Source organism: Trichocoleus sp. DQ-A3, assembly GCF_039961975.1.
Lineage (GTDB): Bacteria > Cyanobacteriota > Cyanobacteriia > Cyanobacteriales > FACHB-T130 > FACHB-T130.
The window spans coordinates 399,288-421,094 of sequence record NZ_JAMPKC010000003.1 but is presented as its reverse complement, the minus strand read 5'-3'; the positions used below and the strand labels follow the sequence as shown (position 1 = coordinate 421,094).

Annotated in this window: 21 protein-coding genes, 1 tRNA gene and 2 pseudogenes; 11 read left to right on the top strand and 13 right to left on the bottom strand. The window is 47.1% G+C overall.

Going from position 1 to position 21,807, the window contains the following annotated elements:
• The first annotated feature begins 209 nt into the window (after positions 1–209).
• Positions 210–1,331, top strand: a complete 1,122-nt coding sequence (gene cax / locus NDI44_RS08295; RefSeq protein WP_190410779.1) for a calcium/proton exchanger — start codon at positions 210–212, stop codon at positions 1,329–1,331.
• A gap of 62 nt (positions 1,332–1,393) precedes the next feature.
• Here the strand turns inward: cax and NDI44_RS08290 are convergent, their stop codons facing one another.
• The 4 genes from NDI44_RS08290 to ruvB form a co-directional block, all read right to left on the bottom strand.
• The gene (locus tag NDI44_RS08290; protein ID WP_190410778.1) at positions 1,394–1,615 is read right to left on the bottom strand and encodes a hypothetical protein; all 222 of its coding nucleotides are present in this window, start codon (positions 1,613–1,615) and stop codon (positions 1,394–1,396) included.
• Between the two features lie 76 nt (positions 1,616–1,691).
• Entirely contained in the window at positions 1,692–2,513 is an 822-nt protein-coding gene (locus NDI44_RS08285; RefSeq protein WP_190410777.1) for a tetratricopeptide repeat protein, read from the bottom strand.
• An 87-nt stretch (positions 2,514–2,600) separates the two neighbouring features.
• Positions 2,601–2,756 carry a hypothetical protein gene (locus NDI44_RS08280; protein WP_190410776.1) on the bottom strand — a complete coding sequence of 52 codons (156 nt, stop codon included), beginning with the start codon at positions 2,754–2,756 and terminating at the stop codon, positions 2,601–2,603.
• Between the two features lie 20 nt (positions 2,757–2,776).
• On the bottom strand, positions 2,777–3,880 hold the full coding sequence (ruvB, locus tag NDI44_RS08275) for a Holliday junction branch migration DNA helicase RuvB (RefSeq protein ID WP_190410775.1): 1,104 nt from the start codon (positions 3,878–3,880) through the stop codon (positions 2,777–2,779).
• Positions 3,881–3,983: 103 nt separating this feature from the next.
• Here ruvB and hisF point away from each other — a divergent pair, with 103 nt between their 5' ends.
• The 5 genes and pseudogenes from hisF to dndE all read left to right on the top strand — a co-directional run bounded on the left by hisF (position 3,984) and on the right by dndE (position 6,352).
• Entirely contained in the window at positions 3,984–4,754 is a 771-nt protein-coding gene (hisF, locus tag NDI44_RS08270; protein ID WP_190410774.1) for an imidazole glycerol phosphate synthase subunit HisF, read from the top strand.
• Between the two features lie 102 nt (positions 4,755–4,856).
• The gene (locus tag NDI44_RS08265; protein ID WP_190410773.1) at positions 4,857–5,069 is read left to right on the top strand and encodes a hypothetical protein; all 213 of its coding nucleotides are present in this window, start codon (positions 4,857–4,859) and stop codon (positions 5,067–5,069) included.
• Between the two features lie 67 nt (positions 5,070–5,136).
• Positions 5,137–5,209 (top strand) — tRNA-Ala (locus NDI44_RS08260).
• Between the two features lie 97 nt (positions 5,210–5,306).
• Positions 5,307–5,951, top strand: a pseudogene (gene dndD / locus NDI44_RS08255) (DNA sulfur modification protein DndD); the annotation flags it as partial.
• 5 nt (positions 5,952–5,956) lie between these two features.
• Positions 5,957–6,352, top strand: a pseudogene (gene dndE / locus NDI44_RS08250) (DNA sulfur modification protein DndE).
• 11 nt (positions 6,353–6,363) lie between these two features.
• On the opposite strand, the gene NDI44_RS08245 reads toward dndE, so the two are convergent.
• The 6 genes from NDI44_RS08245 to NDI44_RS08220 all read right to left on the bottom strand — a co-directional run bounded on the left by NDI44_RS08245 (position 6,364) and on the right by NDI44_RS08220 (position 11,386).
• Entirely contained in the window at positions 6,364–7,599 is a 1,236-nt protein-coding gene (locus NDI44_RS08245; protein WP_190410771.1) for a DGQHR domain-containing protein, read from the bottom strand.
• Positions 7,562–8,380 (bottom strand): HNH endonuclease, encoded by an 819-nt coding sequence (locus NDI44_RS08240; RefSeq protein WP_190410770.1) that lies wholly within the window; start codon positions 8,378–8,380, stop codon positions 7,562–7,564. The genes NDI44_RS08245 and NDI44_RS08240 overlap by 38 nt, the downstream gene beginning before the upstream one ends.
• Positions 8,381–8,454: 74 nt before the next feature.
• Positions 8,455–8,700 carry an HTH domain-containing protein gene (locus NDI44_RS08235; RefSeq protein WP_190410769.1) on the bottom strand — a complete coding sequence of 82 codons (246 nt, stop codon included), beginning with the start codon at positions 8,698–8,700 and terminating at the stop codon, positions 8,455–8,457.
• A 12-nt stretch (positions 8,701–8,712) separates the two neighbouring features.
• On the bottom strand, positions 8,713–9,525 hold the full coding sequence (locus tag NDI44_RS08230) for a restriction endonuclease (RefSeq protein WP_190410768.1): 813 nt from the start codon (positions 9,523–9,525) through the stop codon (positions 8,713–8,715).
• A gap of 19 nt (positions 9,526–9,544) precedes the next feature.
• Positions 9,545–10,726, bottom strand: coding sequence for a phosphoadenosine phosphosulfate reductase family protein (locus tag NDI44_RS08225; protein ID WP_190410767.1), 1,182 nt, complete (start codon positions 10,724–10,726; stop codon positions 9,545–9,547).
• A gap of 186 nt (positions 10,727–10,912) precedes the next feature.
• Positions 10,913–11,386, bottom strand: coding sequence for a hypothetical protein (locus tag NDI44_RS08220; RefSeq protein WP_190410766.1), 474 nt, complete (start codon positions 11,384–11,386; stop codon positions 10,913–10,915).
• Between the two features lie 54 nt (positions 11,387–11,440).
• Here NDI44_RS08220 and gcvT point away from each other — a divergent pair, with 54 nt between their 5' ends.
• Positions 11,441–12,586, top strand: a complete 1,146-nt coding sequence (gene gcvT / locus NDI44_RS08215) for a glycine cleavage system aminomethyltransferase GcvT (protein ID WP_190410765.1) — start codon at positions 11,441–11,443, stop codon at positions 12,584–12,586.
• A gap of 4 nt (positions 12,587–12,590) precedes the next feature.
• A complete protein-coding gene (locus NDI44_RS08210; protein WP_190410764.1) occupies positions 12,591–13,625 on the top strand; it encodes a M28 family peptidase in 1,035 nt (344 codons plus the stop codon).
• A gap of 74 nt (positions 13,626–13,699) precedes the next feature.
• On the opposite strand, the gene NDI44_RS08205 is transcribed toward NDI44_RS08210, so the two are convergent.
• Entirely contained in the window at positions 13,700–14,542 is an 843-nt protein-coding gene (locus tag NDI44_RS08205) for an alpha/beta hydrolase (RefSeq protein ID WP_190410763.1), read from the bottom strand.
• Between the two features lie 84 nt (positions 14,543–14,626).
• Between NDI44_RS08205 and gcvH the strand changes: the two genes are divergently transcribed.
• The 3 genes from gcvH to NDI44_RS08190 all read left to right on the top strand — a co-directional run bounded on the left by gcvH (position 14,627) and on the right by NDI44_RS08190 (position 18,973).
• On the top strand, positions 14,627–15,016 hold the full coding sequence (gene gcvH / locus NDI44_RS08200) for a glycine cleavage system protein GcvH (protein ID WP_190410762.1): 390 nt from the start codon (positions 14,627–14,629) through the stop codon (positions 15,014–15,016).
• Between the two features lie 254 nt (positions 15,017–15,270).
• Positions 15,271–18,219: an aminomethyl-transferring glycine dehydrogenase gene (gcvP, locus tag NDI44_RS08195; RefSeq protein WP_190410761.1), complete on the top strand. Its 2,949-nt coding sequence runs from the start codon at positions 15,271–15,273 to the stop codon at positions 18,217–18,219.
• 121 nt (positions 18,220–18,340) lie between these two features.
• Positions 18,341–18,973, top strand: coding sequence for a type I restriction enzyme HsdR N-terminal domain-containing protein (locus NDI44_RS08190; RefSeq protein ID WP_190410760.1), 633 nt, complete (start codon positions 18,341–18,343; stop codon positions 18,971–18,973).
• A gap of 115 nt (positions 18,974–19,088) precedes the next feature.
• Here NDI44_RS08190 and NDI44_RS08185 read toward each other — a convergent pair whose 3' ends face one another.
• Together NDI44_RS08185 and NDI44_RS08180 are read right to left on the bottom strand one after the other, a co-directional pair.
• Positions 19,089–21,218, bottom strand: a complete 2,130-nt coding sequence (locus tag NDI44_RS08185; RefSeq protein ID WP_199304721.1) for a tetratricopeptide repeat protein — start codon at positions 21,216–21,218, stop codon at positions 19,089–19,091.
• 63 nt (positions 21,219–21,281) lie between these two features.
• On the bottom strand, positions 21,282–21,683 hold the full coding sequence (locus NDI44_RS08180) for a hypothetical protein (protein WP_199304720.1): 402 nt from the start codon (positions 21,681–21,683) through the stop codon (positions 21,282–21,284).
• Positions 21,684–21,807 lie beyond the last annotated feature (124 nt).

Sequence of the window (21,807 nt, the reverse complement as noted above, 5' to 3'; positions counted from 1 at the left end):
AAGCCAGGATAGTTACTTGTTACTTACATGATTCAAGCGTAATGCTGCCATGCTTGGAACACTAACTTCATGCAAATGAATAGTAAATTAACTTTGCTTAAGGAATCCTGCATCTAAAGAAATATTCTGTTACATACTCAAAGACTGAAAGAAGCCAGAACACTCAACAAGCGGCTATCCTAGACACGAGCTAAATACGAATAATTTGGATGCTGTCTCTAAACACGCTTTTTTCCATTCTTTTGTTGTTTATCCCTATTTCCATTACGGCCCACTTTCTGGAATGGGGATCGTCAGTCGTCTTCATCACCGCTTGTCTGGGGATCATTCCCCTTGCCGCTTGGATGGGCACCGCCACAGAGGAAATCGCGGTTGTTCTTGGCCCCTCCTTGGGAGGACTGCTGAATGCTACTTTTGGCAACGCCACCGAACTAATTATCTCCCTCGTTGCCCTCAACGCGGGGCTGGTGGATGTCGTCAAAGCGAGTATCACCGGCTCTATTATCAGCAACTTACTCCTGGTCATGGGCTTTTCCATGCTATTGGGGGGCTTGCGCTTCAAAGAGCAGGAATTTCAGCCAATGGTGGCAGGGGTAAATGCCTCGGCAATGAACCTAGCAGTGATTGCAATGCTGTTACCAACCGCGATGGACTATACCTCCACCGGGATTGATGAAGCCATCGTCCAGCAACTTTCGGTCGCCGTTGCCGTAGTATTAATCGGAGTCTATGGGTTGACGCTGCTATTTTCGATGAAGACCCACAGCTATCTCTACGATGCGGGTGTGGCAGAACAGGAGATACTCACTGAGTTAGCTGAGTCAAATCTCGCTCCAGAAGATCCGGAACATAAAGTTAACCTGCCCCTATGGATTGGAGTGCTATTAGGCGCAACGCTACTGGTTGCGGCGGAGTCGGAACTATTGGTTTCCTCCTTGGAAGAAGCCACCTCCCAACTGGGTCTGACGGCGCTGTTTACAGGGGTGATCCTGGTTCCGATTATTGGCAATGCTGCCGAACACGCTACCGCTGTCACCGTAGCGATGAAAAATAAGATGGATCTTTCTATCTCAGTGGCGGTGGGTTCTAGCTTGCAGATTGCCTTATTTGTGGCTCCGGTTCTCGTTCTGACGGGTTGGGCGTTGCACAAACCGATGGATTTGGACTTCAACCCCTTTGAATTGGTAGCAGTAGCGGTGTCGGTACTCATTGCCAATTCGATTAGTTCTGATGGCAAGTCTAACTGGTTAGAAGGCACGCTGCTATTGGCTGCTTATGCAATTTTGGCGTTGGCTTTTTACTTCCACCCAGTCATGGGGGGGATCGGGTAGAAACACAAAAGGTAAAAGTTCTTTCTTCGAGCTTTTGTGTTTTTTGATGGCTCCTGTGGCGTCTATCGACCGTTGAAAAAGGCGATCGCTAACCTGAATGGGTGATTCTTTTTTACCTGGTAGGGTGAGGGGGAACCGTGGCAAGGCAGATTACCTTGGAACTGTAGAAAAGTTTTGATTCGCTTCCAGGTCATCCCTAGAAGTGAATCAAAACCGCGATCGCCCTTTCTCACTAAACGCGATCGCTCTTTATATACAGAAGCTCTATACGGAAAATTCCTCAATCAAAAAACCGCTTTCGTGAAGAAAGCGGTTTTCTGATTTTTGTGGCACAAACCTTGGCGCTAATTGCAATCGCCTTTATTGTATACTCAGAAATTTCTCTAAGGCGGCAACCATGACAGGAGGCCAACGGCGAACATTTTTCACCCAGTCAATATCTTTATAGCGACGATCGATTCCGACAACAGCAACCCAGTTACTTTCGGCTTCACCCCGATTTCCCTGTTCCCAGAGAGCCGCGGTGAGGGCAGCCCGCATATCAGGAAACTGGGGGTATTTGCGAACAATATTCTTCATCGTGCGAATCGCTTCTTTTTGTTCGCCCATTTGATACAGCGCGATCGCATAATTGGCTCTGGCAAACGCAAAATTGGGAGCGAGATCGGCGGCTTTTTTGTAGTCAGCGATCGCGTCCTCCCACTCGCCCAATCCTGCCTTGGCATTACCCCGATTGTTGTAAGCCATTGCATCCTTGGGATCGATTTCCAGCACTCGATTGTAATCGGCGATCGCTTCCAAATATTTCCCCTGTCCTTCTAATGCTGTGCCGCGATTCAGGTAGGGATCGGTGGCGTCTGGAGCAAGTTCAATAGATTTATTAAAGTCAGCGATCGCCTCTGACAATTTATTCTGGCTTACCTTGGAATTTCCCCGATTGCTCCAAATAGCCGGATTAGTGGGAAATCGCTCAATCAGTTGCGTCCAAAGTCCTTCAGCCGTAACAAAATCACCGGCATTTGTCGCGGTAAACGCTTTAGCCGCGAGTTCATCTCCTTCCTGCAACTCAGTTTCCGTGTAAGTGGAAGGTTGTTCTTGGGCGATCGCTAGCGGCGCATTCACAAACCCAGTTGAAACAGTAATAAACAGAACACTCAGTAAAGTCAGAATCCAACGAATCATATTATCTTGGCTTTTAGATTTTGGTAGCATAGGCGCTGCCCAGCAGAAAGTTATCGCGGTTCTCCCTTTGTTGCAATATACACTTCGTCACCTCATCCCCAACTCACCGAAAAGCGGAGGACAGTATTCAACCCCTCCTCGCTTGCGGGGAGGGGCAGGGGTGGGGTTAAACGGTACTGCATCCAAACGAGAATTGCGATAATCCGTAGGCAATGCCCATCCTACTACTGCTGTATTCGTCATTTGTCTTTAGCTTATTATCCTTAGAATAATGACGAATCATATCCTAAGTGCTTTCGGGCTGCGGGAGTGGCAATGCGACCGCGAGGCGTGCGGTGCAAATAGCCAATCTGCAATAAATACGGCTCATAGACATCTTCAATTGTTTGGGCATCTTCCCCAGTCGCGGCGGCGATCGCTTCCAAGCCTACAGGCCCCCCATTAAATTGTTCTATCATGACGGTCAGCATCAACCGATCTGCCCAATCTAAACCCATTGGATCGACACCGAAGACTTCCAAAGCTTCCACTGCAATAGGTTGTGTAATTTCCCCAACTTTTTTTACCTGAGCAAAATCTCGCACCCGTTTTAAAAGGCGATTGGCAATTCGGGGAGTTCCACGGGAACGACGCGCAATTTCTTCAGCACCATCCGGCGTAACCGGGGCTTGGATCACTTCAGCCGTCCGCTGCACAATCAAAATCAGTTCATCCAACTCATAAAAGCGTAACCGTTGAATTAAACCAAAGCGATCGCGCAAGGGTGACGACAGCGAACCTACCCGCGTCGTTGCTCCTACTAGCGTAAATGGCGGTAGCGGCAAGCTGCGAGTTTTCGCACTTTGACCCTTCCCAATCGTAATATCTAACCGAAAATCCTCCATTGCCGGATAAAGCAATTCCTCGGTCATCCGACTCAATCGGTGGATTTCGTCAATAAATATAATATCTCCCGGCTTCAGGCTCATCAGTATCCCCACAATATCGCGGGGACGCTCCAACGCGGGTGCAGAGGTGATTTTACAAGTGGTTCCCATCTCCGTCGCCAAAATCAGCGACATCGTGGTTTTTCCTAAACCCGGCGGGCCATACAGCAGCAAGTGATCCATCGACTCGCCTCTGCCTTTTGCTGCTTGAATCGCAATTTCTAGAACGCCCTTGAGGTCTTTTTGCCCAATATACTCAGCTAGTCGTTGGGGTCGCAGACCTTCTTCTTGCTTCTCGGTTTCGTCCATTGCGACAGTTGGCTGCAATAACTCTTCAACCGTTTCTTCTGGCTGAGATTTGCGGCGTCCCGCTGGCTTTCGGCGTTCCTGGGGTTTCCCATTAGGTTCTTGCGGCTGCTGTTTAGAAGAAATTATCGCCATGATTAAAAATTTATTTTAAAAACAATACCAAGACATGAAGACACAGAAGGTCTAGAGTGTATAGGCTTTCATTATCATTACATCGGGGAACCAGAGGATTGTCATGCTTGCAAAAAGAATACTGCCTTGCTTAGATGTGAAAGCGGGGCGAGTTGTCAAAGGGGTTAACTTTGTCAATCTCCAGGATGCTGGCGATCCGGTGGAACTGGCACAAGCTTATAATCAGGCGGGTGCGGATGAGTTGGTGTTTCTGGATATTACTGCCACTCACGAAGACCGGGGCATCATTCTGGATGTGGTATATCGCACCGCTGAGCAGGTATTTATCCCCCTTACCGTGGGCGGGGGAATTCAATCCTTAGAAAATATTAAACAATTGTTAAGGGCTGGCGCAGACAAAGTCAGCATTAACTCGGCGGCGGTACGCGATCCAGAGTTGATCGATCGGGCGAGCGATCGCTTCGGCAACCAGTGCATCGTGGTAGCAATTGATGCACGGAAACGGCAAGATCCCAGCAATCCCGGTTGGGATGTTTACGTGCGGGGGGGGCGGGAAAACACAGGCATCGATGCGATCAATTGGGCGCAAGAAGTCGAGCAGCGCGGCGCGGGCGAACTGCTCGTTACCAGTATGGACGCTGATGGAACCAAAGCTGGCTATGACTTAGAGCTTACGCGCACTATAGCGGAACAAGTACAAATTCCAGTAATTGCCTCCGGTGGTGCTGGTAACACGAGTCACATTTATGACGCCTTAACGGAAGGCAAAGCAGAAGCTGCCCTGCTGGCTTCCCTTCTGCATTACGGAGAACTCACTGTATCAGAAATCAAAAACTATCTCGCAGAGCATCAGGTGCCGGTGCGGCTTTTGTAAAGGCGAAACTTCTTCCTTCTGGAAGAAGCGGCTTTGGCTTTGTAGCATCAATCTGTTCGGTTGTATATATTAGAATAAAGGAAGTGTTACAAAACGTAAATTATGTTAGTTGGTATTTTAATTTTTGATGTGGCTCTGGTGGCGTGGTCGCTGCACCTGATGCAGGAAGCCTTCGACCAACAGGAGTTCTCTTTAATGCTTGCTGGCACCCTGGTGGCGCTATCCGCAGCCGCCATGCTAGTTGTATATTTCCTGATGAACAGCTACATGGGTTATATCAGCCATCTTGCTCAACACCCCTGTTCGTTTTATTAATTTATCGTTGCGGAAATTTTACTTGACGACTTGCGAATTTTTAAGGCATAATCATAAAGCACCGTAAGGGGTTATAGCTCAGTTGGTAGAGCACCTCAATGGCATTGAGGGGGTCAGCGGTTCGAATCCGCTTAGCTCCATAAGAATAAACCTCACCCCCAATCCCTCTCCTGTGACTTTACCCATAAGTTTGCTGGAATGGCAAACTTATGGGTAAAGTCATAAGAAGTCGTGAGCCTCAAAGCGGATCGCGAACATAGTCAGCGGCTTCTTGACCAAGCAGAACAAACACTTGCTCGCACCAGGCAAGAACTAATGGATTATGGCAAGCTGGCGATCGACCGCAAAAATGACGAGCATACACTAGCGGCGATTGCTAAAGTCCAAGATACCCTCAAAGTCTTCAAGCAAAAGCTGAAACTCCGTAAGCTGAACCAGCTTGAAACTCTGGTGACGGAGTGCTTTCTCTACTTGCTGCACAAGTCGAATTTGGTGCATCGTGTCCAAATCGACACCGAAACCTTCAGCCTTTCCCTGTTTGATTACGAAGGGCAGCCCGTACCTAAACATCGGCTGTCCCCTGGTGAAAAGCAGCTACTGGCGATTTCCCTATTGTGGGGATTAGCTCGTGCCTCTGGTCGGCAGTTACCTGTGGCAATAGACACTCCACTGGGTCGGCTCGATTCCTCCCATCGTGCCAATCTGGTCGATCGCTACTTTCCGCAAGCAAGCCACCAAGTGCTTTTGCTCTCGACCGATACTGAGATTGGCAAGACGGAGGTGAAGCGGTTGCGGGAGAATGGGGCGATCGCTCGTGAATACTTTCTTAAGTACGATCGCACTAAGCACCAAACTCAAACGAAGTTCGGTTACTTCAGGTAAAGGCTATGGAACCTCCTGTTGATCGAGTTCGTATTTCTCAGGCTGCCAAGGATCAACTGATCAAACTTAAGCGGTCTACTAAAATTGACCAGTGAAACGTTCTCTGCCGTTGGGCGCTTTGCCGTTCTTTAGCAGAACCGACCCCACCATCTCCTATCCCGATTCCTGTGGATAGCAATGTTGAAATGAATTGGCAGGTATTTGGCGGTAATATGTCTGACGTACTTTTAACAGCACTCAAACAACGTTGTCACAATGATGGTTTACCTATTAACCAAGAGGTTCTTGCAACTCAGTTCCGTTTACATTTACATCAAGAAATTGGTTATCTAGCAGGGGATTCCAACATTAAAAGCGTAGAGAAATTAGTATCCTTAAAAGAGAATACGTCTAGCAAATGAGGTAATTGCTTTTAATCGTTCATGGCTGGCAGCTGTAGCTTTGCGTGCCATACTTCCCTTAATCTCTCATTACGTATTATCTGCTCTAGATCCTCTTTAATCATCTTCCTAACATTGGCATTATCTTGAATTCTGATTGACCACTCAGCTTGCCAAAACTCTTCTGGAACTTGTCCAATAGCTTTCTCAACGACTTGTGTTTCTACACTCTCAGAGGAAAAAATATCTACTAGTCCAAATTCCCAAGCCTTCTGCAATCGATCAATTACAAATTCGTTCAGCGCATTAATATTAACTTTCGTCATAAATTTGTTTTCTTTTCCCCATAAGCTTGAATAATTTTTGCTTATGGACATCCATATAGAACAGAAAAACTCAGTCATTGAGTCTTCATCTTCATCCAGGAACGGAAATACTGACCTAATGTACCTTAATGCTTGTTCTATAGCAGTGAGAGGAACTAATTTCTGACCAACTTTGTTATAAGGCCAATCTAGTAATCCTCTAAATGGACTAATTAGTAAATCGTTAATATCTCTTAACACTGGGGAGGTATCCCCATATCTTACTCCTGCTTTTAACAGTCTACTTTGAAGTGATTCCTCGTCTAAGTTTGCAATGATTGCTTTAACATTGTCTGTTGGTACTCGAACAGCTTTGTTATTAATTACAATGAACTGAAATGCTTGTTCTTCAAGAGAGGCATCTAATAAAGTTACAGCAAGCACAGGTAAATCCTCTCCCTGAAAATCAGATATTCCAAATATACGATGCTGTCCATCCACAATAAATGCAGGACGAAGATGCTCCGGTAAGTTCTGTTCAAATGAAAAACTTAATATTCCCCATGTCAATTGTCCATCGCAGTTATTGTAGGGATCAACTTCGGATAAGCAGTCAGAAACTTCTTTATTCAAAGATGTAAACCTGGCTCCACTCGGTCCAAATGCTAGAAGAACATTATTTGGGATAGTATTCTTAGAATCAGAATTGATGAAGCGAGTAATTGCTTTTACTCGTGACTCTCGGAAAGGACGTTGGGTGCCTTCAGAAAAATCTTGAACCCTTCTTACGCCTGCCCATTCCTTAATATCTTTCGCACGAGCATAGAAAACAAAAAAGGCTGTGGTGTCACTATCGGAACGTTGAATTACGCGACAGCCAAAATAATTTCTGCTTTCCATAGTTTTATAATCTCTTCTATTTTGATTATTCCCTAGCATGTTGACTACAATAAGTATCAACATTTAGGAAATGCCAGCTATCTTCAGTCTCTTGCCTGCAAAATTCTAATTCACCTTCATAGGCTGGTTCTTTGCCACATATTACACAACTGAAGCTATTTTTCATTAAAATCGCTATTCTATATTCCCACTCCAAACTATTGAAGAAATGCACACTGTTTTTGTCGCTGCTTAAGCAGATTTCCTCATAGTGGAAATCTGCCACGTCAATATAATTAGACTTGATCTCGCTGCAACGTTTGCAGGAAACTCTCAGATTAGTATTGTCACTCGCTCCACCTAATGATCTGGGCCAAACGTGCTCGATAATTGCTGAATTGTATAGATTTTCTTGCTCAAAATCCAAAGAGCATCCGCATATATAGCATCTTTGACCAGTATCTCTAGCTCGTCTTATTAAATTACGCTTTGTTGTAGCACTAGGCTCTTTAAATTTCTCTCTTAAACAATCTAGAAGTAAGATGAGCAACTTTTCAGTTTTGTTTCTTGGAATATGCGTGTATTCCTTCAAAAATCTTCTAACTTCCTCAATATACCTTCCACTAGGATACTCAGCAGGATTGAATTTATTACTTAGGTATTCAGTAGTAGTTAAAAGTCGCCTAATTAGATAATTGATACTGCTTTCATAAGCCAATTCAAAAAGACGCCCATCAGATGCTAAAGCATCATCCATCTTGAAGATGGAGCAGGTTTGATCTCGTTGACTAGGAGGATAAAGTTCCTTTAAAAAGAGCTTCAGTGCTTGCCCTGGATTAATGTCATATTTGTTCTGACTTGACATACTTACTGTCCTAAATTTTCAGCACTAAGCCTCTATGCTTTCTTAATAACTACTACAAGAGCAGCAAAAGATGGTCAGTTAATAACTGAATATCTGCCATCTGGAAGTTTCTTAAAATACTTTTCGGAAGTTGTATTCTTCCGGTTTATCCCTTCACAGCGACGCTCAATTGCTCCACGCACAATTCCTTTAGGATCTTTAGCACTAAATTCATACAATTTCCGGTCAACAATTGCATGGGTGATGTCAGCCGCAGACATAGGTTTTTGAGCGGCTTTCAGCACCTCGATTACAGCTTGAGCAATTGTTCTATTTTCCATAATTTTACTTGTTTAACTAAGTGAACCATCTATCTCAGATATTACCAAATCCAAGGCATTGCTATAAATTGGAAGGCTTTCAACCTCAACGCCAAATTTTTTATCTATCATTAAATCAACAATCAATGAACTATCAACTAAAATGATAGGAACAGCACCCGGTTGAAAAGAGGCTTTTTCAGCTTCTGACGTGAAGTTAGATGTCGTAAAAAAGTATCCCTGCTCACATTTACCCTGAATATCACCTCTAAATTGAGCAATTTCCTTCCTTCCAACCGGAGTCTTTTTCCATCGTTTAGACTGAAAAGAAACCTTTAAATCAGCCAACCCAACTTTCAGCTTTCCAAAACCATCGATTCCTCCATCCCTACTTTTTCGAGTAACTTCAACATCATGAAAACCATATACTTCTAAAAGTCGCTTACTAAAGATTTCAAAGGTAGTTGGATCAAGTCTTTTCAGTTGCTCTAAAATTCTTGTTCTAAAATCAGCAATATACTTTTTATGAAGTAGTGTTAATTCTTCAAGAAAGCCACCACGAACCTCTTCCTCAACTGCTTTGTCGCTTTGCTCTAATGGAGCACCTTTCAACCAATAGGTTCCATTCTTCAATAGAATAAAGTATTTCTTGGAAGAGGCAGAAGAGAAATTTAATCCTTCACAATGGCGTCTAACCTGACTGCGAACAATATGAACCGGATCATCAGCTTTGAATTTGTAGAAATCGTGATCAGTGATAAGTTGATAAATTTCTGAAATTGACAGAGATCTATTGGCTATCTGCATTACTTTAGCAATTGTTTGAACAATAGTTCCCTCTTTCATACTTGTCATTTAGCTAGTATCAAAAGTCTGACCCAAAGAGTAGTGACTGAATGCTACCATCCGATAGAATCTCAGGCAGCCATTCATCTCCTCTTGGCTCTGTACTATCCCACTTTTCGGGGTAAGTATTTGCTGCAATCAATTCCTCAATGCGGGTATGCTCCTCCTGGTTGATTAGGCTGATCGTTGGACGATTTTGGGCGATCGCGGCTTGATTAACCTCATCCTGAATTGCCAAAACCTGCTCAAGCATCCAACGACGAGCATCCATATGAAGTGGTCCTAAACGATTCTGCTTGGCTGAGAGAGAGCCATCTTTTTTGACCTCTCCATGTTTACGGTGACGATACTGCGGCTTCTTAATTTCCCAATACAGGGGTCTTAGCTTTTGTAAAGGTGCCAAGTAAGTCCATTCTGGCTGAGCCACGACGCGATCGAGGGGACAGCCAATACAACCTGTTCTGGCATTAAGCGGCTCCTCCCCATCGCTGACATCCTGCCCGTAGACCCTGGCAATCTCAAAGGTGGGGAATCCAAGTTCTAAATCGGCGTGAAGCAGCCAGTCCCAAACATGGCAGACCCGCCAATGACCGATCGGTGCTAACGTATCTGCTACAGCCCCCGAAGACGAATGCTGGAACCAACCTTGACCACACTCTCCGCCGTCCTTCGTACAGCTAATCGCAATCCGCTGATCTCTGGCGGCACTCTCTCCAATCCGTACTCCTGTGATCATCAAAAACTTTTCGCCCCGCTCCTGCCGTAGGGCTTCTAGCTCCCGTTCCATGCTCATCACCTTCAGCTTGGGTGTACACCAGCGAAAGGTATTAGAGGGTGGCGGAACTCCTCGACCTAGAATGTAAACAAAATAGCGGTGATCTAGTTCCGGTAAGACTACACGGGTTTCAAACCCGCGTTTGCGAAGCTCCTCCGAAATCCCCAGTGCAGACGAATACAGGGGTGGTAGCTCTTGGCGAGTGTCGGCGTAAAGGACGGTTAAGCTCTCAGGTTTGGGAACTTGCTCCGTTTCGATCAGGTGGGCAATGAGGGTAACAGTAGCAGAGGAATCCTTCCCTCCAGAGAAGGCGATCGCCCAGTGTTTGTAGAAGCAGCCATAGTGACGCAACGATTCCACCGATAGCTCAATGCTCCTCGGCAGCGTCAATCGATCTTCTTCAAACAGACTTAGCGTTTTTGCCACAAATACCCACTACCAATAGCGTTGTTTGCTTACTTTAACAGTTAGTTTTCCCTACGCCATCTCTTTTAGATGTGAATCGTCTACCACTATATCTAGTGGAGTGCCATTCAAAACTAAAATTTTAGCTGTAAATTATGGTTTTAATGTGCTAATAGTATAGCCGTACTGCGATCGCCCAGGTCGCTTCTAACTGGCAATGTTGGCATCAAATAGGCTCAGGACATGAGCTAGATGGCGATGCCAGTTTAAGCCACCCGAATGCAGCGTCAGAATCAGAAGCGTCAGCGGGAGCTTGCTGGCGATATGGTCAACGCCTGGATTGCACCGCTCCATGTACTCCACCCACGCATCAAAAGCCCACTGCTGGATCTGGGCATCGTTCTCTTGTAGGTAAGTCGCCCAATCAGGGTGAAGGACGATCGCCTGCTGGTCATCCGTAAAGGTGTAGAGTGGCTTGCGGGTTTCGTCTGTGTAGCTGCGATTTCCAATCGCCAAGCTACAAAAATTAGAGGCACTGAGTGAAAGCGCGAACTGACAAGTCAGCGCTTCGCTATCGCATCCAATACATCCAAAGAGTGCGAACTGACAAGTCAGCGCTTCGCTATCGCATCCAATACATCCAAAGAGTGCGATCGCTACCTGCCGTTTTATACTGCTCAAGCAAGAAGCATCCCGTAGGATAAAAGATATCCACCTGCGACGGAATGACTATCTGTGGCTAAGTCAGAAGAATTGCATCCAGAGGCGGCGCTTGCCCGTACTCCCCTATATGAACTTGCCCTCGAACAAAAAGCCCGATTGACTGCCTTTTCCGGCTGGGAAATGCCCGTACAATACACCGGAATCGGACAAGAACACCTGGCAGTCCGCACCACAGCGGGAATGTTCGACATCTCCCACATGGGGAAATTTACCTTCAAAGGGAAACAGCTGATTTCGTACTTGCAGCCTCTCGTTCCCTCAGATTTAAGCCGCCTGAAAGCTGGTGAATCTCAGTACACCGTCCTGCTGAATTCTCACGGCGGCATTTTGGACGACATTATCTTCTATTATCAGGGCGAAGATGCAGACGGCGAGCAGCGAGGAGCGATGATTGTCAACGCCGCCACCCGATCTAGAGACAAAGCATGGCTGTTTGCCCAACTGGAATCTTCTCAAATTGATTTCGAGGATCTTTCCCTGGCAAAAGTTTTGATTGCCATTCAGGGACCCCAAGCGCTTGCATATCTTCAAGAATTTGTCAAGGAAGACCTGACACCGATTAAGGCATTTGGACATTTAGAAGCAACCGTCTTGAATGAGCCAGCTTTCATTGCCCGGACTGGGTACACCGGAGAGGATGGATTTGAAGTCATGGTAGACCCAGAAGTGGGGGTAGACTTGTGGCGCAGTCTCTTCACTGCTGGCGTCGTACCCTGCGGACTCGGTGCCAGAGACACCCTGCGCCTGGAAGCGGCAATGGGTCTCTATGGGCAAGATATGGACGAAAGCACCACCCCTTTAGAAGCTGGATTGGGTTGGCTGGTTCATCTGGATACGAAAGGCGATTTTATCGGGCGTCCAGTCTTAGAACAACAGAAAGCAAATGGCGTAGAACGACGCTTGGTAGGGCTGCAAATGCAGGGGCGTTTTATTGCGCGTCATGGCTACCCGGTGCTATCCAAAGGTGAAGCCATCGGCGTCATCACCAGCGGCACCTTAGCACCAACGGTAGGGCAACCCATCGCCCTCGCCTATGTTCCTCCGAATCTGGCTCAGATTGGTCAGGAATTGGAGGTAGAAATCCGGGGCAAAGCTTATCCAGCCGTTGTGGTTAAAAAACCTTTTTATCGCTCTCCCAGCCGTCTTCCTAGCAAGTAAATGTATGGCGAACCGAGGTGGCTGGAGAAGGTGGTTGGTGAATCAGGCAGCATTAATCGGACTCGCCATCATTGGCATTCTCCTGGGTGTAGCCGCTTGGGCGTGGTTTACATCGATTTGGATGCCCGGAGTCAGTTATCAAGCTGCATTGCCGCCGCTGACTCCGCAGGAGGAAACGCTGCGAGATGCCCTCCGACAGGATGTGGAAAAGATTGCCGGTGAACTGGGAGAACATAACTTCTCAAACTATAAGAATCTGGCGGCGGCGGCTGATTTCTTGGAAGTATCGTTGAGTAGTGCTGGCTATAAAGTTCAACGACAGGGATACAAAATTGCTGAGAATACCTACTACAACCTAGAAGCCGAGATTGTCGGGACAAATCGAGCCGACGAGATTGTGGTGATTGGAGGTCACTATGACTCTGTATTTGGAAGCCCCGGTGCCAATGATAACGGCACGGGTGCCTCAGCCGTCCTAGAGTTGGCGCGTGCCTTTGCTGGAAAAAAGACCTCCCGAACTCTGCGCTTCGTTGAGTTTGTGAATGAGGAACCGCCATTTTTCCAGACGCCGGAGATGGGAAGCGTCGTTTATGCCAAACGCTGCCGCAACGCCGGTGACAATATTGTCGCCATGCTCAGTTTGGAAACCATCGGCTATTACTCCGACAAGCCAGGAACCCAGAAATACCCATTTCCTTTGAGCCTGTTTTATCCCTCACAGGGTAACTTTATTGCCTTTGTGAGCAACCCAACCTCCGCTGATTTGGTGAGGAAAGCGATCGCCTCTTTCCGTCGTCATGCGAAGTTCCCCTCCGAAGGTGCCGCCCTCCCAGAAAGGATTCCCGGCGTCGGCTGGTCGGATCAATGGTCTTTCTGGCAGCAAGGTTATCCCGGCATCATCGTCACAGACACCGCGCCTGCCCGTTACCCCAACTATCACACTTCAGAGGACACCCCCGATAAAATTGATTACGACCGCTTGGCGCGGGTGGTGGCTGGATTAGAAGGCGTTGTTGCCGACTTGGCAGGGCTTCAGTAATTCAGGTTATCTGTAAGGCTTCGAGCGATCGCGTTTTCAGTCAAGCCTGCGGGGAGTGTGCCTATCCCCAAGCTTCATCCTCTGGGCAGATTGCGCTGAAACTGCTCCACCAACTGGGCAAACTCCCGTACAGCTTTCTCCGACTGCTGTGCTGCAACCCAGCCAAAGTCATTGTGACCTGCCTCATCCACCCACAAAAAGCGCTTCGGTTCGTTCGCAGCCGCAAAAAGTTGCTCCCCGTGCCAAAAGGGAATCACTTCATCCCGCCTCCCGTGCATGACCAAGACTGGGCAACGCACCTTTTTAATCTTGTCGAGATTGCGGAACCTATCAAACGGCACAATTGGGATGCGCGTCAGGACTCGAAATGCTGTAACAAAAGCACTTTCCACAATTAAACCCGCAAGCGGTTGACGAGAAGCCAAATCCACCGCTGGCCCACTTCCCACCGAACGCCCATAGGCAATAATTCGATTCGGTGGCACACCCAGCTGCTGAGTCAGATAAGTATAAGCAGCGTCGATATCCCGATAAGAATTGCGCTCGGTAGGCGTTCCCTGACTGGTTCCGTAGCCGCGATAATCGTAGGCGAAGACCGCAAAGCCCATGTCCCGCAAACCTTGACGCACCGATAGCACATCAAATAAGTCTTCGGCGTTACCGTGACTATATAAAATTGTGTAAGTGGCATTGGGATTAGGCAGATAGGCTGCCGAGATTTGCACGCCATCCGCTGTGGTTAGCTTGAGAATCTCGTTACTGTCCCGATAGCTGGACGGCTGGGGCACAAAAATCATCCTATCGGAAAAGAAATAGGCGTAGAAGCAAAGAAAAGCGTAGATGAAGATGGCAGAGCGCATAAGTCTTTTTACAGAAAATTCACCGAAAAGCAGGCGCTTAAGCTTTTTCTTATCCATAATGTTTCTGATATTACGGTTTGAAGCTGTAAACTTAATGGCTGGTTAAAGCTATTTGAGCGCGTATTTGAGGAAGGAAGTGCAATGGCTCTGGAATATCCTGAAGACCTAAAATATCTGGATTCTCACGAGTATGTGCGACTGGAGGGTGAAATTGCCACAATTGGCATCAGCGCCTTTGCAATCGATCAGCTGGGCGATATTGTATTTCTGGATTTGCCAGAAATCGGCGACGCCCTCTCAAAGGGAGAGAGTTTTGGGACAATTGAATCGGTGAAAGCCGTTGAAGATATGTATGCCCCAGTCAGCGGAACCGTTATAGAACGCAATACTGCCATCGTGGAAGCTCCGGAACACGTGGCGGAAGATCCTTACGGCGAAGGATGGTTTTTAAAAGTTCGGATTAACGACCCTGATGAGCTGGATGAAGCTTTATCGGCGGATGAGTATCGTTCGCAGGTGGAAGGAGAGTAGCTCGGGACTTACCCACTGCAAGCTTGAAACCTAGATCCCCCTACTACCCCGATAAATTCGGGGGAATCGGAAAAGTCCCCCAACGCATTGGGGGATTTCGGGGGATCTCTGCGTAAGTCCTATTGGTAATTCCTTCCAAAATCTAAAATCTAAAATCGCGGTAACTTCGAGACGCGGCAAATCGGTGTTTCTACAGCGCCTGACCCCGAAAAATTATTGCAAAATATGAAATAGTCGCGTCTGGAGAGCAACCTGTGGTAATTTCTATCCCTCATACCGAGTCTAGCCGTCAGCATCTGCTAGAAGAAATGGGAGAGCCGATTTCTTTTGTACAGAGACATATCGGCCCTAGCCCGGATGAAGTCCAGCAAATGCTTGAGGTATTGGGGATCTCGACCCTAGATGCCTTAATCGACCAAACGATACCGCAGGCAATCCGGCGATCGCGTTCTCTGAATGGGGCAACTCCGAAAATAGATTCGCTCCAGCTTCCCCCAGCCCAGAGTGAGTACGCAGCGCTGAGTCGATTGAAAGCGATCGCTTCCAAAAATCAGGTGTTTCGCTCCTTGATTGGCATGGGGTATTCCGATTGCATTACCCCACCAGTCATTCAACGGAATATTTTAGAAAACCCCGGCTGGTACACCGCCTACACCCCTTATCAGCCAGAAATTGCCCAAGGGCGACTAGAGGCGTTGCTGAATTTCCAAACAATGATAATTGACTTGACAGGTCTGGAAATTGCCAACGCTTCCTTGCTCGATGAAGCAACCGCAGCCGCAGAAGCGATGACGATGAGTTATAGCCTCTGTAAAACCAAAGCAAACGCCTTTTTTGTCTCCAGCGCCTGCCATCCCCAAACGATCGAAGTATTGCAAACACGGGCGAGACCGCTGGGCATTAAGATTATTGTCGGCACTCATCAGAGCTTTGATTTTGAGCAAGCAATCTTTGGGGCAATCCTGCAATATCCTGCCACGGATGGCACGATATACGATTATCGGAGTTTTGTAGAAAAAGCTCATGCAGCGGGTGCTTTAGTCACCGTGGCAGCAGATCCCTTAAGCCTAACTTTGCTGACACCACCGGGAGAATTTGGCGCAGATATTGCGGTAGGAAGCACTCAGCGGTTTGGAATCCCCCTCGGATACGGGGGACCTCATGCAGCCTACTTTGCCACCAAGGAAGAGTATAAGCGGCAGGTGCCGGGGCGGATCGTCGGAGTCTCCAAGGATGCTAACGGCAAGCCAGCGCTGCGTTTAGCTTTGCAAACCCGCGAACAGCATATCCGGCGTGATAAAGCGACCAGTAATATTTGTACCGCGCAAGTTCTCCTGGCGGTGATGGCGAGTATGTATGCCGTTTACCACGGGTCAGCGGGACTGAAAAAAATTGCCCAGAATATTCATCAGCTAACGGGAATTCTGGCGTCAGGATTGAAGCGGCTGGGGTACGGCATCGGTGCAGAGCAATTTTTTGATACGTTGCGGGTTGAATTACGCGATCGCACTCTCGAAGACATTCTCGCAGATGCCCAAGCTCGTCAGATTAACTTGCGGATTCTGGATGCAAATACTGTCGGAATCAGCTTGGACGAAACCACGACCGTACAGGACTTGCAAGACTTATTTGAAATTTTTGCCGGGACACATGAGTTGCCCTTTACGGTGGAAGAGTTGGGTAAAGGCGTAACCTCGTCCCTACAAGGGGAACCTTTTGCCCGTCAAAGCAGCTATTTAACTCATCCCGTCTTTAACCGCTATCACTCGGAAACCGAGTTATTGCGCTACTTGCACCGTCTAGAGGCGAAAGACTTGTCGCTGACAACATCGATGATTCCCTTGGGTTCATGCACGATGAAGCTGAATGCGACTGCGGAAATGATCCCGGTAACATGGGCAGAATTTGGCAAAATTCATCCTTTTGCCCCCCCTTCGCAAACACGGGGTTATCAAATTCTGTTCCAGCAGCTTGAAGCGTGGTTAGCTGAGATCACTGGCTTTGCGGGCATTTCTCTGCAACCCAATGCCGGATCTCAAGGCGAATATGCGGGACTGCTGGTAATTCGTCAGTATCACGAAAGTCGCGGGGAAGAACATCGGAATGTCTGTCTGATTCCCCAATCTGCCCACGGGACAAATCCTGCCAGTGCGGTCATGTGTGGGATGAAAGTGGTCGCGATCGCTTGCGACGATCGAGGCAATATTGATGTAGACGATCTCAAAGCCAAAGCCGAAAAGCATCGCAATGAACTCGCCGCCTTGATGGTGACATATCCCTCGACTCACGGCGTCTTTGAGGAACCGATTAAAGAAATCTGCAATATCGTCCACGCTAACGGCGGACAAGTTTACATGGACGGGGCGAATATGAACGCCCAAGTCGGTTTGTGCCGTCCCGGAGACTTCGGGGCAGATGTTTGTCACTTAAACTTGCACAAAACCTTCTGTATCCCCCACGGCGGCGGTGGGCCAGGAATGGGGCCAATTGGGGTAATGCCGCATCTCGTCCCATTTTTACCGGGGCACTCGGTTGTCCCAACTGGTGGCGAACAAGGCATCGGTGCCGTAGCAGCCGCCCCTTGGGGTAGCGCCAGCATCCTCCCCATTTCTTGGATGTACATTGCCATGATGGGGTCGGCAGGCTTAACAGAAGCGACAAAAGTAGCGATTCTCAATGCCAACTACATCGCCCGTCGCTTAGAACCTTTCTATCCCGTTTTGTACAAAGGGCAGAATGGTTTGGTGGCGCATGAGTGTATCTTGGACTTGCGATCGCTCAAAAAGTCTGCGGGTATCGAAGTGGATGACATCGCCAAGCGTTTAATGGACTATGGTTTCCACGCCCCGACTGTATCTTGGCCTGTAGCAGGTACAGTGATGGTAGAACCCACAGAAAGCGAATCGAAGGAAGAACTGGATCGTTTCTGCGATGCGATGATCTCGATTCGTCAGGAAATTGCGGAAATTGAATCGGGTAAGATGGACGCTCAAGATAATGTCTTGAAGAACGCACCCCACACCGCGGAAGCCTTAATGACTTCCGAGTGGAATCATTCCTATTCCCGCGAACAAGCTGCTTATCCTGCGCCGTGGACGAGAGAACACAAGTTCTGGCCTACTGTCGGACGCATAGATAATGCTTTTGGCGATCGCAACTTTGTTTGCGCTTGTCTCCCGATGGAAGCTTATTCACAAGGCTAATCCAGTTAGGCTGGCATCAAGTAGGGGTTTCTCTGGTTAGTAGCGAGAAACCCCTATTTTCGTTATTAGTTATTAATCGCTACAATTAATTCATAAAATAACGCTGATAACTAATAGCCGTATGATTCAAACAATTCAAGCTAAGGATATTACACTTCGAGGTTTAGAGACCAAATTTGGTTTGTTACCTTCTAAAAATAATAGATTTTTTACTGAATGGGTAGATAATTTACCTCAAATCACCTCTGAGGAGCAGCAGTTTTTAGACGAAGTTAAAGAGGAATATCTACATTTAATCGAACGCCGCCCGATGCTAGAAGATTTAGTAAAGATGGTGGTGCTTTCTCCGTTGCTGAAATTAGCTGGTTTTTATCGTCCACCTTATGAAATTGAAACGGAAAAATCTGTAACGATTTCAGATGAAGATGAAGACGGAGTTATAGTACAGGGAAAAATTGATATTTTGGTTTTGCAAAGTGAACTATGGGTGGTGGTTATCGAGTCTAAAAGACCGCTATTTTCTTTGGATATAGCAATCCCTCAAATACTCGCTTATATGTTAGCTAATCCTCATTTTGATAAACCAACATTTGGATTTATTAGTAATGGCAGTCATTTCAGATTTATAAAACTCACCAAGCAAGACACGCCCCAGTACGCCTTATCGGATGAATTTACGCTTTATCGGAGAGGGAATGAGTTGTATAGTGTTCTGAGTATCTTAAAGCGATTAGGTGAATTGGTGGTCAGGTAGCGATCGCATTTAATAATTTGAACCCCAAAGACGCGCTAGTGTAGCGAAGGCGATCGCATCCTTTTTTAAACCGCGAAGACGCACAGGACGCAGGGATATCGCCCTTGACTCATCGCTACCTGAGGAAGGTGTGTAGCAGTCGCCATAGGCGATAAACCCATCGCAATAGAAAGCTGATTATAGCTTTTGGCAAACTTTTCCAAATGTTAGTCTTTTTGGAAAGGCTCTGAATAGCATTCTCAGCATATTGGACATTTCCATCCAGTCCCATTGCTTGATACAGTTCGCGGGAATTTTGGTAAGCAGCAATGGCTTCTGATTTTCGACGTAGCTTTGCGAAGGCCGTTCCTAAATTAAATAAAGAATTCGCTTCCCCATTGCGATCACCTATCTCCCGTGTTATTTCCAGAGACTGCTGATAGTAATCAATTGCTTGTTGGTATTTTCCCAGACAACGGTAAGCAATGCCCAAATTACCGAGAGAATTCGCTTCTCCATTGCGATCACCAATCTCCCACGTTATTGCCAGGGACTCCTGATAGTAATCAATTGCTTGTTGGGATTGTCCCAGAGAATCGTAAACCGCACCTAAATTATTGAGAGAAAGAGCTTCCCCCTTCAGGTCGCCAATCTCCTGTTCTATTGCCAGGGACTGCTGATAATAATCAATTGCTTGTGCATATTGTCCCAGGGAACAGTAAGCATTGCCCAAATTACCGAGAGAACTCGCTTCCTCATCGCGATCGCCTATATCCCGTGCTATTGCCAGGGAATCCTGATGGTAATCAATTGCTAGTGGGTATTGTCCTAGGGAATGGTAAGCATTGCCTAAACCTATGAGAGAATTCGCTTCTCCATTGCGATCACCTATCTCCCGGAATACTGCTAGAGACTGCTGATAGTAATCAATTGCTAGTGGGTATTGCCCTAAAGAATTGTAAGCATTGCCCAACCTAGTTAGAGAATCTGCGAATTCCCAACTTTTGGAGTTATTTTGCAGCCATATTTCAACTAACAGCCCGTACAATTCAACTAGGTCAGTATTGTAACCTCGTAAAGTTAGAAAATCGTTACAGACGCGAATAATGTTGAAGGCGTAGTCATACTTTCCTAGCTGATAGCAGTGATAGAAAACTTCTAGGTATTCTGCTACATCACCTATTAGCCGCCAGGGTTTTGATTTGGCATTTTCCAAGTAGTATGCGATCGCCTTTTGGTGTGCCTTGGTTAGATCGCCCGCCTTTTGCTTGACATACGCCAAAACGAACGGGTGAAACTGAAACCATTGCCCCCCGTTCTTGTCCCTTTCCTGCTGCAACAGAGAACACCTAGCCAACTGCCTTAAATCCTGCGCCGATACATTCTCTCCCAGCAACTGGGCATCTGCTGCGGCAGTATTGAAAGGAATCCGATAGACACTCAAATTTAGTAGCAGTCTTTGCAACTTGCCGCTGAGGCGGTTAAAGCTGGCATCTAACACTAGGCGCATCCAAATATCGATTTTGCCCCGGTGCAACCCTTTTAGCTTCTCGTCAGTCACTAGCTGGACTACATCAGCCAAACCATACCTCTGCAAATGACTAATCTGCGGATCTGACTCCTCCTCTGCCCGCAAAAAACCTGCAACCAGCGTCAGCAGCAAGGGATGCCCTTCTGCCTTTTTCGCAAACTCTTGCAATTCTGCCTCAGTCCCCAGAATCCCCAAAGCCCTCAACAAATTAGCCCCCTCTGCTGGTGACAATCCCGGCAAAGGAAGCCATTTCAACTTAATTTCTGGCAAATCCGGGCGTTCCCGCGTCGTTACCAGAATGACACTCTTACCGCCACATCCCAACCAACCGTGAAAAAACTCCTCGTAAATAGCATCCAACCATTGCCCATCGTGTTGCAGCAGACTTTCCAGGTTGTCAATGACAAGTAAATGCCGCCCCTCCCGCAGATGGTTCACCAACGCATCCACCAGCGACAATTCTGGAATTGCATCCACAGTGGACGCGGAAAATCCCAACCGCAGCAAAACTCGTCGCGCCAACTCGGTAAAAGTCACGCGGCGGCTGACATCTGCCCAGAACTTTTTATCAAACTCAGGGCTATCGTCTTCATAGATTTTGGCAGCCAGAGTAGATTTGCCAAAGCCACCCAAACCCGTAATGCCAATCAGCCGGATATTTCCATCCGCCATCCATTCCCCGATTTTCTGCCGTTCCTCCGTGCGCCCTTGCCAACAATCCAAGCTAGGGCGCATTTCATCGAGGTTAGCTGAGTTTTGAACTGGTTGAGGGTTGGTTTCCTGGTTGACTACCAGCAGTCAGGGGTTATGGATAACGTCACCAATATGCCCAACTGTATCAGCTTTGACTTGATAGCCTTTACTGCTGTCGTAGTTACTCTGATTCATGCTGCTGTTGTCTTCCAGGTTGCTGTCATTAATTTCCCTGGCAAGTGCTTGAATCTCTTGGGCAAAGGTTGGCTCTTTATCCATGCAAGCCTGCAAATATTCAGTAACCTCCACTAATTCGGACTTCGAGCCTTGCTCAACGGCTTTAATGGCTCTTTCTGCCTCCGGATTACCCCATAATTGATTCCAAATCTTCTGACGTAGCAGATTTAACTTTTCAATGGCGATTTCCGTTAACTTACCAGCGCCACCTTCTATCATTCCACCAAAGGCGATTTCTGCAATCTTTGCTGCTGTAAATTCAAATATCATCTGTCACTGATTGGCTATGCTTGCCATTTGGTTGTAGCCCATCAACCCTCTATCTGCCAATGTTAAGATTGATGGCTTTACTAACTTTTCTCTAATTATGGCAATTGACTTTAAAGATAGACTG

Bases quoted from the DNA above. Each gene is read 5' to 3' on its own strand.
- cax (WP_190410779.1), top strand. From the start codon at position 210: ATGCTGTCTCTAAACACGCTTTTTTCCATTCTTTTGTTGTTTATCCCT.
- NDI44_RS08280 (WP_190410776.1), bottom strand. From the start codon at position 2,756: ATGACGAATACAGCAGTAGTAGGATGGGCATTGCCTACGGATTATCGC.
- NDI44_RS08245 (WP_190410771.1), bottom strand. From the start codon at position 7,599: ATGTTGATACTTATTGTAGTCAACATGCTAGGGAATAATCAAAATAGA.
- NDI44_RS08190 (WP_190410760.1), top strand. From the start codon at position 18,341: ATGATTCAAACAATTCAAGCTAAGGATATTACACTTCGAGGTTTAGAG.
- NDI44_RS08230 (WP_190410768.1), bottom strand. From the start codon at position 9,525: ATGAAAGAGGGAACTATTGTTCAAACAATTGCTAAAGTAATGCAGATA.
- NDI44_RS08265 (WP_190410773.1), top strand. From the start codon at position 4,857: ATGTTAGTTGGTATTTTAATTTTTGATGTGGCTCTGGTGGCGTGGTCG.
- gcvH (WP_190410762.1), top strand. From the start codon at position 14,627: ATGGCTCTGGAATATCCTGAAGACCTAAAATATCTGGATTCTCACGAG.
- NDI44_RS08205 (WP_190410763.1), bottom strand. From the start codon at position 14,542: ATGGATAAGAAAAAGCTTAAGCGCCTGCTTTTCGGTGAATTTTCTGTA.
- NDI44_RS08210 (WP_190410764.1), top strand. From the start codon at position 12,591: ATGGCGAACCGAGGTGGCTGGAGAAGGTGGTTGGTGAATCAGGCAGCA.
- ruvB (WP_190410775.1), bottom strand. From the start codon at position 3,880: ATGGCGATAATTTCTTCTAAACAGCAGCCGCAAGAACCTAATGGGAAA.
- NDI44_RS08235 (WP_190410769.1), bottom strand. From the start codon at position 8,700: ATGGAAAATAGAACAATTGCTCAAGCTGTAATCGAGGTGCTGAAAGCC.
- NDI44_RS08185 (WP_199304721.1), bottom strand. From the start codon at position 21,218: ATGCGCCCTAGCTTGGATTGTTGGCAAGGGCGCACGGAGGAACGGCAG.
- NDI44_RS08285 (WP_190410777.1), bottom strand. From the start codon at position 2,513: ATGATTCGTTGGATTCTGACTTTACTGAGTGTTCTGTTTATTACTGTT.
- NDI44_RS08240 (WP_190410770.1), bottom strand. From the start codon at position 8,380: ATGTCAAGTCAGAACAAATATGACATTAATCCAGGGCAAGCACTGAAG.
- hisF (WP_190410774.1), top strand. From the start codon at position 3,984: ATGCTTGCAAAAAGAATACTGCCTTGCTTAGATGTGAAAGCGGGGCGA.
- NDI44_RS08180 (WP_199304720.1), bottom strand. From the start codon at position 21,683: ATGATATTTGAATTTACAGCAGCAAAGATTGCAGAAATCGCCTTTGGT.